At 65.9% G+C, this 13,013-nt stretch carries 8 protein-coding genes; 6 read left to right on the plus strand and 2 right to left on the minus strand.

Features of this window, described 5'->3' with window-relative positions; genetic code table 11:
• The first annotated feature begins 345 nt into the window (after positions 1-345).
• Both AC3E6W_RS06990 and AC3E6W_RS06995 read left to right on the plus strand, forming a co-directional pair.
• Positions 346-666, plus strand: coding sequence for a 2Fe-2S iron-sulfur cluster-binding protein (locus AC3E6W_RS06990; RefSeq protein ID WP_049333989.1), 321 nt, complete (start codon positions 346-348; stop codon positions 664-666).
• Positions 667-668: 2 nt separating this feature from the next.
• Positions 669-1,628 (plus strand): DUF4232 domain-containing protein, encoded by a 960-nt coding sequence (locus tag AC3E6W_RS06995; RefSeq protein ID WP_490652692.1) that lies wholly within the window; start codon positions 669-671, stop codon positions 1,626-1,628.
• 141 nt (positions 1,629-1,769) lie between these two features.
• On the opposite strand, the gene AC3E6W_RS07000 is transcribed toward AC3E6W_RS06995, so the two are convergent.
• A complete protein-coding gene (locus AC3E6W_RS07000) occupies positions 1,770-2,357 on the minus strand; it encodes a malonic semialdehyde reductase (RefSeq protein ID WP_049333987.1) in 588 nt (195 codons plus the stop codon).
• 134 nt (positions 2,358-2,491) lie between these two features.
• Between AC3E6W_RS07000 and AC3E6W_RS07005 the strand changes: the two genes are divergently transcribed.
• Positions 2,492-7,930: a DEAD/DEAH box helicase gene (locus AC3E6W_RS07005; protein ID WP_490652693.1), complete on the plus strand. Its 5,439-nt coding sequence runs from the start codon at positions 2,492-2,494 to the stop codon at positions 7,928-7,930.
• Between the two features lie 325 nt (positions 7,931-8,255).
• Here the strand turns inward: AC3E6W_RS07005 and AC3E6W_RS07010 are convergent, their stop codons facing one another.
• Positions 8,256-8,957 carry a TetR/AcrR family transcriptional regulator gene (locus AC3E6W_RS07010; RefSeq protein WP_239663092.1) on the minus strand — a complete coding sequence of 234 codons (702 nt, stop codon included), beginning with the start codon at positions 8,955-8,957 and terminating at the stop codon, positions 8,256-8,258.
• 382 nt (positions 8,958-9,339) lie between these two features.
• On the opposite strand from AC3E6W_RS07010, the gene AC3E6W_RS07015 reads away from it, so the two are divergent.
• The 3 genes from AC3E6W_RS07015 to AC3E6W_RS07025 all read left to right on the plus strand — a co-directional run bounded on the left by AC3E6W_RS07015 (position 9,340) and on the right by AC3E6W_RS07025 (position 12,919).
• Entirely contained in the window at positions 9,340-10,563 is a 1,224-nt protein-coding gene (locus AC3E6W_RS07015) for a pseudouridine synthase (protein WP_490652694.1), read from the plus strand.
• 86 nt (positions 10,564-10,649) lie between these two features.
• Positions 10,650-11,915: a glycoside hydrolase family 76 protein gene (locus AC3E6W_RS07020; RefSeq protein WP_314507500.1), complete on the plus strand. Its 1,266-nt coding sequence runs from the start codon at positions 10,650-10,652 to the stop codon at positions 11,913-11,915.
• Between the two features lie 65 nt (positions 11,916-11,980).
• The gene (locus tag AC3E6W_RS07025; RefSeq protein ID WP_490652696.1) at positions 11,981-12,919 is read left to right on the plus strand and encodes a Dyp-type peroxidase; all 939 of its coding nucleotides are present in this window, start codon (positions 11,981-11,983) and stop codon (positions 12,917-12,919) included.
• Positions 12,920-13,013: the final 94 nt, after the last annotated feature.

Consider the following 13,013-nt stretch of genomic DNA (forward strand, 5'->3'; position numbering starts at 1 on the left):
CCCGTGCGTATAGACCGGGTTGGCAGACCCGGAGCGCGTTAGGCCGTGCGTCCGCAGAAGGGGCGGGGCTCGGGGGCTGTGCTCCCGGCGCCCCGCCCCTGCGTCTTTATGCTTTCCAAGGTATTTATTTGCACCCCGGGGCAGGAGTAAATGACGGGTCTTTCCCCGCTTGTCAAGGGATCAAAGGGTAGACTAGAAGCGAGCTATACGTGCTCTTCAGCATAAAAATTAATATGCGTTCCCGCAGGATGCGTGACGCTAGAGTTCGGGGTATCACATCGGTGGGGTTAATACCGGCCCCTGCCTCTACAATAGAAACGCATCACTACAGAAGAAGGAGAACGCATGGGCGTAACGATTAAGGTCACTGACGAAGCAGGCGAACACTACGATATTCAGTGGGAAGACCACCACACCCTCCTGGAGACCCTCCAGGCCAACGGCGTGCCGGTCCTCGCCACCTGCGGCGGTAACGCATCCTGCGCAACCTGCCACGCCTTCATTGACCCCGAGCACTACGCGGCTTCCGGTGAGCGCACCGAGGCCGAGCAGGACCTGCTCGACATGGTTGATGATGTCGCAAACGAATATTCCCGCCTGTGCTGCCAGGTTGAGTACGCCCCCGGTATGGACGGAGCAGAAATCCAAATGCAGGCGGCGATGTAACAATGTTTAAATCGGCTCAGGTACTCGCATCAACCACCCTCCTCTGCGGCGTGCTCGCGCTCAGTGGATGCGGCGCGTCCCAGGCCGGTCAGGGTGCAGAGGACACCTCGGCACACCCGAGTGCCTCCGCATCGGTGAAGCCCGGCACGATTAGTGTGGCTTCCGAGAGCCCCAGCGCTTCGGTGGCCCCGGGCTCCATCACAGTTGTCAATAGCGCGTCCCCGGAGCACGGGGATTCTTCCTCCGCTCACGCCGAGGAGTCTAGCTCGGAGAATCACGAGTCGAAGCACGATCATTCGTCTTCTTCCTCGAGCGAGGCAAAGCACGAGGGCCTTCCCCCGGAGCAGAGCGATAGCAATAACGGTGAAGCGCACAACGACTCCGATTCCGGGAACCATCAGAATTCTTCCTCGGATTCCGGTTCCTCTTCTTCGAACTCGAGTTCGTCGAATTCCTCCGGCGGTAACAACGGTGGCAACAGCAACGGTAATAACAACGGTAGCTCAAGCCGATCCGATAATTCCGGCCAGAAGAACGCCGAGGGACCCTCGCAGTGCTCCATGGATGATTTGAACGTTTCGGTCTCCGTGACGAACAACTCCCCCGGTGCACGCACCCTCACGCTGTACTTCCAGAATTCCAGCGATTCACCCTGTTCCCTGCGCGGGTACCCGCGCGTGATTTACGCGGACTCTTCGGGTAATTGGGTGGGGCGAGAGGCTTCTAACTCCTCCGAGTTCATGAACCCCGCCGGTGTGACCATCGCCCCGGGTGATAGCACCACGGTGGTAATGCGCTCCATCAATACGAGCCGCTTCGGCGATAGCTGCGGCGCGCGGCAGGTGGAGGGCTTCCTGGTGGGCCTTGCCGGCGATCGGGACGGCGTTACCGTACCCTTCGACACGACGGCTTGTTCCTCTTCGGTCCCGCAGCTGTCCGTGGGCCAGTTTGGGGCACGCTAGGTAGCGCGACCCAGCAGGCGGCGCAGTAAGACGTTAAACGCGTATATAGTTCAAGGGCGGTTCCCCATCGCGGGGAACCGCCCTTGAACTATTTCTAAGCCTAATTCTTAGGCTCAAGGTTATGTGGCAGCTTCGCTCGTTTTAGACGGAGCGGGTGGCTTCCTCGTGGCTGAAGCGTGCGGAACGATCGTAGCCGGAGGGGATGCCGTGGCCGATATTGACGACCAGGAAAGGCTGCTCGTTGGTACCCGCCAGGAACTCCTTCTTCAGACCCTCGAAGTCTGCGCCGGTCATGGGACCTGCGTCCAGGCCGAGGGCGCGAATCGCGGTGATGAAGTAGCCAGCCTGGATGTGCGCGTTCATATCGGCGGTGGGCTTTGCCAGGTTCTCGTCACCGTAGTAGCCCTTGATGAACTCGGCGGAGTTGGGGTTGAAGGTATCTGCCTTCTCGACCCAGCCGTGATCTGCGGAGAGCAGCGCAATCATGGGTGCGGATTCAGACTTGGGCTTGTTGCCGTCCATCAGGTGGGAGATGAGGCGCTCGCGAGCCTCAGGGCTCTTGATCCAGGTGATGCGCAGGGGCTGGCTGTTGAAGGCGCTGGGGCCGTAGAAGGTGAGCTCCTGGATGCGGCGCAACTGTTCGTCGGTGACGGGCTCGTCGGTGAAGGAATAGGCGGTGCGAGGCTCATGGAAGAGCGCGACGAGCTGTTCTTCGTTCAGGCGGGTCATGATGATTCCTTTGCTGAGTTCTTAAATTATTTTACAAGTAAAATATTGCGGGGTCCGCACGTTATCTGTCAAGTCATCATCACCCCGCACCACCCGTAAATCAAGTGACCCGTAACACGCGTCATAATTGAAGCATGACCGATGCACTCTCCCACTTCTCCGCCCCCGTCCGCGAGTGGTTCCGCCGCGCCTTCAGCACGCCCACCGCCGCGCAGGAAGGCGCATGGGAGAGCATCCGCGAGGGCCGCAACACCCTCATCATTGCACCCACCGGCTCGGGCAAGACCCTCGCAGCCTTCCTCTGGTCCCTCGACGCCCTCTACCGCGAACACCGTGAGCGGGCCGCCGGCACCGCGCAGCCTCCGCGCGGCACGCGGATTCTCTACATTTCGCCCCTCAAAGCCCTCGGCGCCGACGTCGAACGCAACCTGCGGGCACCGCTGGCCGGCATCACGCGACTGAGCGCCGCGGACACCGAAAACGCGCCGGAGGAGCCCCTCACCACCGTGGGTGTGCGTAGCGGCGACACCCCCGCCCGCGAGCGCCGCAAGCTCATCAACAACCCACCGGACATTCTCATCACCACCCCCGAGTCTCTCTACCTCATGCTCACCAGCGCCGCCCGCGACACCCTCACCGGCGTCACCACGGTCATCGTGGATGAGATTCACAACCTGGCCGCCACCAAGCGCGGGGCGCACCTGGCCGTTTCCCTCGAGCGCCTGGACGCGCTCCTGCCCGAACCCGCCCAGCGCATCGGGCTCTCCGCGACCATCGAGAACCCCGACGCTGTGGCCCGTTTTCTGGGCTGCGTGCAGCCCGTGAACATCGTCAACAAACCGGTACCCAAGCGCTGGGACCTGAGCCTGAGCGTTCCCGTTCCCGATATGGCGGCCCTCGGCGGGGCAAACGATTACGGGCAGGGGCTCTACGGGCCGGGCGAGGGGGCAGGAGGCGCACCGAAACCGGCCTTTCCCGCCGCCATGCCCGTTGCCGATCCCTCCGCCGACCCTTCCGCAGAAAGCCCCTCCGCCCCCGGCTACACCCTCGAGGATGCCATCGGGGTTTTCCCCACCGCGCCCTCGGCCGGTTCCGAGGCTCCCGGAGTGCCCGGGGACGAAACCGGCGGAACGGGCGGAACGGGCGCGGAGGAGCTCGCCTCCTTCGGCCTCAACGCCGTTCTTGACCCCGCAGAGGCCTACGCGGAGGCCGCGGGCGGGACGGAGGGGCGCGCCGAGACCTCCATCTGGCCCCGAGTGCAGGAACGCATCGTCGACCACATCGAGAACAACCGTTCTACGATCGTTTTCGTGAACTCCCGCGGGCTTGCCGAAAAGCTCACCGCGGCGCTCAACGACATTCACCTGCGCCGCGAGCTCGCCCGGCGGGGCATCGACCCCGAGGAGTACGCCGCACAGACTGATGTGAACTCCCCCGAGGCCGTGCCTCCCCTGGCCCGCGCCCACCACGGCTCCGTCTCCAAGGAACAGCGCACCCTCATCGAGGAGGCGCTCAAGGGCGGAACCCTGCGCTGCGTGGTGGCCACCAGCTCCCTCGAACTGGGTATCGATATGGGCCACGTGGACCTCGTCATTCAGGTGGCCGCGCCTCCCTCCGTCGCCTCCGCCCTGCAGCGCGTGGGCCGCGCCGGCCACCGCGTGGGCGATATCTCCCGCGGCGTCTTCTATCCCAAGCACCGCGGCGACCTCCTCGGGGCGACCGTGACCCTCGCGGGTATGCGCAGCGGCACCCTCGAGCCGCTCGCAATCCCCGCCAACCCCCTGGATGTGCTCGCCCAGCAGACCGTGGCCGCCTGCGCCCTCGGGCCCATCAGCGTTGACTCCTGGTACGAGGCTCTGCGCCGCAGCGCCCCCTACGCCGAGCTGCCCCGCGCCCTCTTCGACGCCACGCTCGAAATGCTCGCCGGCCGCTACCCCTCCGACGAGTTCGCCGAGCTGCGCCCGCGCATCCTCTGGGATCGAACCCCCACCGAGCAGGCACCCTCCGGCAGTATCGAGGGCCGCCCCGGGGCTCAGCGCCTCGCCGTCACGAGCGGCGGAACCATCCCAGACCGCGGCCTCTTTCCCGTCTACCTCGTCGGCGGGGACGAGGAACGCGGCCCCAAGCGCGTCGGCGAGCTCGACGAGGAAATGGTCTACGAATCCCGAGCCGGCGAGGTCATCACCCTCGGCGCCAGCAGCTGGCGCATCGAGGAAATCACCCACGACGCGGTGCGCGTTACCCCCGCCCCCGGTCTGCCCGCGCGCCTGCCCTTCTGGCACGGCGACCGCGCAGGACGCCCCTATGCCCTGGGCCTGCAAACGGGCGCCTTCACCCGAGCCCTCGCCTCTCTGGAGGCCGCGGATGCGCCCGCCGCCCGCCGACAGCTCGAGCAGCTCGGCCTGGACCGCTGGGCCGTGGACAATCTGCTGGCCTACCTGCGCGAGCAGCGCGAATCCACGGGTGCCGTTCCCTCCGACCGGCGCCTCATCGTGGAACGTCACCGCGACGAGCTGGGCGATTGGCGGCTGATTCTCCACTCGCCCTTGGGCTACTCGGTGCACGCCCCCTGGGCCCTCGCGGTGCGCGCCCGCATTATCGAACGCTACGGCGTGGACGCCTCGGTCATGGCGGCTGACGACGGCATCATCCTGCGTCTGCCCGCGATGGAGGACGTTCCGCCAGGGGCCGACCTCTTCCTCTTCGACCCCGATGAGCTGGAGGGCATCGTCACCGATAGCGTGGCCGATTCGGCTCTTTTCGGCTCGCGCTTCCGCGAGAACGCGGCCCGCGCCCTTCTGCTACCCCGGCGTAATCCGGGCAAGCGCACGCCGCTCTGGCAGCAGCGTCAGCGCGCCGCGCAGCTTCTGGACGTGGCCCGCAAGTACCCCGAGTTCCCCATCCTGCTGGAGACCGCCCGCGAGTGCCTGCAGGACGTGTACGATCTGCCGGCCCTACTACAGGTGCACCGCGCCCTGGAGTCTCGCAGTATTGCCCTGATGGAGGTGGAGACCGAGGCTCCTTCGCCCTTCGCCCGCACCCTGCTCTTCGAGTACGTGGCCGAGCACCTCTACGATGCGGATGCGCCCGCCGCCGAGCGCCGCGCCGCCGCCCTAGCCCTGGACCCGGCCATGCTCGCGGAGCTTTTGGGCACGACCGGGCTGCGCGAGCTACTGGACCCTGCGGTGCTGACGCAGACCCTGGCCCGCCTGCAGCGCACGGGCGAACGCTACCGGGCCTCCGGGGTGGAGGGCGCGGCGGACCTGCTGCGACAGCTGGGCCCGTTGAGCGCCCGCGAGCTGGCCGAGCGACTCCGCCCGGAGTCCGTCGAGCCTGAGCCGGCAACTTCGGATCGATCCGCCGAGCACCGCCCCGCGGAACCCCCGGCGAGCGAGGAGTACGCCCGCGAGCTGGCCGAGCGACTCGTGCACGCGCGGCGCGCCTATTCCTTCGAGGGGCCGGGGACCCCGGAAAGCGGCCCGCAGCTCTACTACGCCGCGGTTGAGGATGCGGCCCGCCTGCGCGACGGCCTGGGCATTATGCCCGCCGCGGCGCTACCGCTCGCCTTCCTGGAGCCGGTGGCCGAACCGCTCGAGGACCTGGTCTCCCGTTTTGCCCGCACCCACATTCCCTTCGGAGTGCACGAGGCTGCGGCCCACTTCTCGCGCTTGACTCCGGTGGGCACCGGCGTGCTTCTCCCCGTGCTGCTGCGCCTGCAGCGCCAGCGGCGCGTGACCTCCGGCGAGTTCCTGCCCGAGGTGATGCGGGGCGCCTCCGAGCGGGCCGAGGGGCCGGGCGGCTCCCCCGAGTGGGTGGATGTGCAGGTTCTACGCACGATTCGCGCCCGCTCGCTTGCGGCACTGCGGCAGGAGATTGAGCCGGTCCCCGCGCGGGCCTACGGATTCTTCCTGCCCGCATGGCAGAACGTTCGTTCTTTATCGGTACGAGTGGCCCGGCCCCTGGCCGAGGCGAGCGCCTACGGCGCGTACCTCGAGCCGCAACGCACGGCCCGAATTATCGACGCGGCACCCGCGCCCCTCACCTCCGCCGCGCCCGAGAACGCCCGGGAGGAACAGACCGGCGCGCCGAACGGCGCTCAAGGCCTCGACGAGCCCGCCCTGCAGGAGGAGCTGCTGACCGCCATCGACCAGCTGGCCGGCGTGCGCATGCCCGCCTCCGCTCTGGAAACGCTCATCCTGCCGGCCCGTGTGAAGGGCTACCGCCCGCACCTGCTCGACGAGCTCATGATGACCGGCCGCGTCTTCTTCACCGGGGCCGGTCGGCTCGGCGGCGCTTCCCAGCGCTCCGACGGCTGGATTCGCCTGCACCTGAGCGAGAGCGCGCCGCTCACCCTGGGCCCCAGCTACCCCGCGGATTTTCTGCGGGAGGAGGAGCCCGAGCTCCTCGAGCGCCTGCAGACCCCCGGCACCCTCGAGCACGCAATCCACGAAGCGCTCGCCCACGGCGGCCTCTTCGTGCCGGCCCTGCGCGAGCGGGTCGTTCAGATTCTCGGTGAGGCGGCGGCCCCCGGCCAGACGGTCTCCTTCCCGGATGCCGCCGAGCTCTCGAGCGCCCTGTGGCGCCTCGTGTGGGCCGGCGTGCTGACGAACGATTCCTTCGGCCCGGTTCGCGCGACGCTTGCGGGGGTCAGGAGCGCGCATCCGACCCCGGCGGCCGCCCCTCGCCTCTCGCGGGTGAGTCGCCGCGGAGCCGGCCGCATCGCGGCGGCGCGAGCCTCGATGGGCCGTTCCCTGCGCGGCGGGTACGCCGGGGGCGGTCCCTCGCCGGTGGCCCCGCAGGATAGCGGCCGCTTCTCTCGCGTAGACTCCCTACTGGGCGAGCCTCTGGATCCCACGGTGGCTGCCCTGGCGCGCGCCGACCTGCTCTTGGACCGCTACGGTGTGCTTACGCGCGGTTGCCTGCAGGGCGAGGACTCCCCCGGCGGCTTCAGCCAGCTCTACCGCATCTACTCCGAGGCCGAGGACCGTGCGCTCGTGCGCCGCGGCTACTTTATCGAGGGCCTGGGCGCCGCACAGTTCGCGGCCCCCGCCACGGTGGATGCGCTACGCTCGGCGGCCGACCGCCTCGGCCCGCGCGATGAGCGACCGCGCCGCACCGCGACCGAGGAGGTGTTCGGCACGTTCACGGTGACGCTTCTGGCCGCCACGGACCCGGCCAACCCCTACGGTGCCGCCCTCGCCTGGCCCGAGCTGTCGAAGCTCTCGGAGGGCTCGGCACCCCTGCGGCACCGCCCGGCTCGCAAGGCCGGCGCCTGCGTGGTGCTTGTGGATGGTGCGCCTGTGCTCTACCTGGAGCGCGGCGCGAAGACCCTGCTCATCTTTACGACCGACCCGGTTCTGCTCGAGGCGGCCGCCCCGGCCATCGCGCGCATGATGGACTCGGGCGGCATGGATAAGATCTCGATTGAGAAGGTCAACGACGTGGAGCTTCTCACCGACTCCCCCACCCTCAACCGGCAGGGTGAGGATCCGGTGCAGATTCTGCGCCGCGCCCTGCAGCATCAGGGGTTCTACGCCACGGTGCGCGGGCTCTCCATGCGCCGGCCTCTCTAGCGCCGGCTCGCCCGTACCGGTTTAGGACGACTCCCCGACGCGACGAGGCATCTGCGAGGGGCCTTCCGCGCACGACAAAGCGCCCCGCGCCTCCCCATGAGGGAGGTGCGGGGCGCTCTGCGTTCCCTACTCACAAACCGGATGGTATTCCCGGAATCCGCCGTGCTCTCGGGGTCCTCGAGCCGGTGGGCCGTGGCGCGATACCTCGGCCCACCGGCTCGAGCCCGGGGGCCCGGCGGAGGAATATCCGTCCGGGGATCCGCGGCCCCATTGTCGTCGAATCCTGCAACCAAACATCGGAGAGGGAAGTTTGCGGACCGTGAGGCTAGTAGCCTCCGGTGAGGGTATCGACGGCGCCCAGGCACAGGTCAATGGCTTCTTCCAGCCCCAGACCGCGGGTGCGCACGGTGCGCTGGTCGCGGGGGTTGAGCTGCACCACGTGCAGGGCGAAGTAATCCACGAGCTGCAACCAGCCGCCGAGAATGACGCGGGTGCGGTCGTTAATCGGCATGCCGGTACGCTTGAGCATCCATTCGAGGTAGTCCGTGGGGTTATTGGGGAAGTCCTCACCGCCGGGGGTGGGGACGCCCGCCACCACGAGGAAGTACGTGCGCAGTGCGTTGCGCAGGGCCTCTTCGGGGTTCTCGTTATGCTCGCCCAACGCCTCGAGAACCGCCTTAGCTTCGCGGCGGGTGACCGCCGCGGCGAGCGAGTCCTTGCCGGGGAAGTAGTGGTAGAGCAGCGCGCGGGTGATGCCCGCATCGCGAGCGATGGCGCTCATGGATGCGCCGAGCACGCCCTTGCGCGCAAAGTGTTCCGAAGCCACCTGAAGAATCTGCTCTTCACGCTCGTGCGGTTCCATTCGCAACGCACTCGCGGTGCGGTGTTCTGCGCCCTGTTCGGTGGACGGCGCAGAAACTTTAGCCTCGGCGACTGTGCCTTGAGGTGCGTGTGAAGTGTCAGATTGTACCGGTGCAACCGGGGGAGTTCCTTTAATCTCAGCTTCCTTACGCTGTTTCTGTCCCATTTCGACCCCTTCGTTCGATTTTTCGAACTTCTGTGTCTTAATCGTAACGCTTTAATGCGCTTCTCAGCCTTTTTAAAAGTATTTATGACGTAGGCTATTCAGCCTACCAGGTCTCTATACGCTTCACATCTTTTAATCTGCAATGGGCTATATACTCTAAATGAAGTATTTATTACTGATGGTTTTACAGGGTTTTCGAAAATAACGTATATATTCATTTGTTTTTGTAAAATTAGCTATATTTTTTTAAATTAAATCCCGAATATTTTCAAAAATGTGTGAGTATTTCGTTTTTATCCCCACCTATTCCCACAAGCGCAGATGAGTGTCAGATAAATCTGCGATTCCTCTAGGCCGCCGCGCCAACCGGTACAGTAGAGCCATGCCCACCCACGATTCCCACCGCGACACGCCGAGGGCCCGTAACACCCCGGAGCTGAGCACCTCCACCCGGATCACCTCCGTGCAGAAAACCTCCGCGCAGAAAACCTCCGCGCAGAAAACCTCCGTGCAGCACGCCAAGCCCGCCCGCCGCACGCATCGCCGCCTGCTGGCCCCTCCGCTGGCGCAGAAGAACGGCATCGACCCCATCCAGCTCGTGCTCCCCCACCCCGAGGAGCTCCCGGAGGAACTCGCCCCCGGCGGACGCGCCCCCGCCACGATTGCCGACTACCTCATCGCGCGCTTCTACCCGAACGACCCGCAGATTATTCACTCCCGCTTCGAAACCGGCGAGGTGCGCCTGGATGACGGCACTGTGCTGACCGCCTCCAGCCCCTACGCGCCCGGCGAGCGCATCTGGTACTTCCGCGAGCTCGCCGATGAGCCCGAACTCCCCTCCGACATGCCGGTACTCTACGAGGACGAGCACGTGCTGGCCATCGACAAACCCCACTTTCTGCCCACCACCCCGCGCGGTTCCTATATCGCGCAGACCGCGCTGACCAAGCTACGCGTGCGCGAGGGCAACCCGCTGCTCATCCCAATTCACCGACTCGACCGCCCCACCGCCGGGGTGTTACTCTTCGCCAAAACCGTTCAGGCGCGCCGCCCCTTCCAGATGATGTTCCAGCACCGCCTGGTATCGAAGACCTACCGCGCCGTGGCCCCGGTGCCCGCCGACCCCACCGCCGCCGAACAAGCCCTGAGCGCGGAGGGGCTGCGGGTGCGTTCACACATTCAGAAGGTGCGCGACGTGTTGCAGGTCCGGCAGCTCTCTGAGACGGAGTGCGTGGCGCGGGGCGTGGAGCCGAACACCCTCACCACCGCGCGCATCCTGGAAACCTTCACCCCCGACCCGGCCGAGGCCGAGGCCTGGGGCGTCGAACCCGGTTGCCCGTGGGGCCTCTACGACCTCGCCCCGCACACCGGTAAGACCCATCAGCTGCGAGCGCACCTGAACCTGCTGGGCGCCCCGATTCTTGGGGACGTACTCTACCCGCGCGTGCTCCCCGACGGGCCCGACCGCTCCGAGCACCCGCTACAACTGCTGGCCTACACTTTGAGCTTCGAACATCCCATCACCGGCGAGCCCATCAGCCTGCGTAGCGGTCGCACATTAAGTGCATGGGAGAGCAAGAACAGCGCGGTGTGGGAGGCAAGCTGAACCCCCGGAGGGACCGGTGATGACCCGGCACCAAAAAATGCGATAATGCAGAAGTAAGACTTCACCGTACACATATAGAGGGCACCGTGAATTCCCAGCCGTCTTCCCACACCGCGCACTCCCCGGCATCTATGAGCGAGTACGCGGAACGCACCTCCTCCCACGCCGAGGCCGCAGCCGTCAGCGTCACCGACACCTTCGTGCACCGCATCCTCGGCGTGCCCGGAGCGCTCATCGGATCCATTCAGGTACCCGACCCCCGCCCGCTGAGCCAGCGCCTCAACACGTGGCACTACTGGTGGCAGGCCCACCTGCTCGAGTGCATCATCGACGCCGGCCAGCGCCACCTGCGCGAGGGTCGCATCACCGAGGCTCAGGAGCAGCTGCACCGCGCCCGCTCGCTGCTGCGCGGCATCAACGTGCGCAACCTTGGCCGCTACGCCAACGACTACTTTGACGACATGGCCTGGCTGACCCTCGCGGTGGGCCGCATGAACTCCTTCTCGATTGAGCTGACCGGCGCAAACGACGTGGCCGCGCAGGACGCCGGGGCCGCCCTCTTCGAGCAGCTCGCCAAGGGCTTCGCGCCCGGCGGAGGCATGAGCTGGCGCAAGTCCAAGCGCGACTTCGTGAACGCCGCGGCCACCGCACCGGCAGCTATCGCATACGCTCGCGCGGGTGACCCGCACGCCGCCGCCGCCCTCATTGACTGGATGAACGCAACCCTCTGGGACGCAGAACGTTCGCTCTATATGGACGGCGTGAACGTTCGCGGCGAGGAGTACGAGCTCGAACGCGGCGAGTACACCTACAACCAAGGCACCGCACTGGGTGCCCTGCTAACCCTGGCGGCCTCCGGCGTGCCCTGCGAGGTGGACCCCATCGAGCGTGCGGAGCGCCTTATTGTGGGCATCGTGAAGCACATGACCGAGGAGGTCGAATTTGTCTCCGGAGCGCGCCGCCGCGTCCTCATCTCTCACGGCGACGGCGATGGCGGCCTCTTCACCGGTATCCTGGTGCGCTACCTGGGCATGGCGGCATCCTCGCCCCTGCTGAGCGACGAGGCCCGCGCCCTGGCCTCCAGCCTTATCTACTCGACCGCCCGTGCCCTGTGGGAGGGCCGCCGCGAATTCGACCCGAACCTGCCGATGAACGAGCTGGGTATCGATCCCAACGAGATTCGCGGTCGGGCGCTCGTGCAGTTCTCCCCGCGCTTCACGCAGGCCACGAGCGAGGCGCTCAAGCCCGGCGTGCCCGTAGAGTTCTCCACGCAGCTGCAGGCCTGGATTATTCTCGAGACCGCCGCGCGCCTGGCCCATGCTCGCGATATCGCTTCGCACCGCGGCTACTAAAACCCGGGCGTATGTTAGGGGTGGGTTCATTGCGGGGGCGTGCGCGCGGGCGTACGGTGAATTTTATGCTTGCTTCAGAATCACAACAGGTCACTGCCAGCCCGAACGCTAACACCATTTTCATGGTGTGGAAGTTCAAGGAAGGCCTCAGCCAGGATGCGCTCATTGAGGGGTTCCAGAACCTCTGCGGGCTCGTCATTAACCTCAACCACACCGCCGCAAACCGCTACTCGCCCGAGAACGCCAGCATTGTGCTGGGTATCAGCCACAGCGCGTGGCTGACCCTGGATCTGCCCAAGCCGCTGCCGCAGGAGCTTGTGGAGTTCGAGGAGATTAGGGGCCATAAGCACACCGCGGTGTCCACTCCCGGTGATTTGCACTTCCACATCCGTGCGACTCAGCCTTCGGTCGCTTACGATATGGCGTCCGCTATTACCGCGGCTCTGCGCGATATTGCTGAGGTGCTCGAGGAGGTGCACGGCTTCCGCTACTGGGACGGCCGCGCCATCATCGGCTTCGTGGACGGCACTGAGAACCCGCAGACCCCCGCGGCACGCGAATACTTCGGCCTCATCGGTGACAATGACCCCATGTACAAGGGCGGCAGCTACCAGTTCGTGCAGAAGTACATTCACGACATGACCGCGTGGAACAACCTGCCCGTCTCCGAGCAGGAAAAGGTCATCGGCCGTTCCAAGCACGACGACATCGAGATGGACGAGGACGAAAAGCCCGCCAACTCGCACTCCGCCGTCGCCAATATCGGTGACGACTTCAAGGTTATTCGCGACAACATGCCCTTCGGCACCGTGGGTAACAACGAGCTGGGCACCTACTTCATCTGCTACGCCAGCACCTTCTCGACCGTTCAGAAGATGCTCATGAACATGTTCACCGGCGTGGACGGCGCCAACTACGACCGCCTGCTGGATTTCAGCACCGCGGTGACCGGCACCCTCTTCTTCGTGCCGACCGTGGATATGCTCGGCGATTTCGCCGGCTAGTCCGGTATACGCCCCCCTGCAACCCCGCCTCCGGCAAAGGAGGCGGGGTTTTCCGGTACCCTAAGTATGAACATTCAGACGGACAGCGCACGCA

The sequence above is a fragment of the Rothia sp. SCPM-O-B-18226 (M350) genome (genome assembly GCF_058213595.1).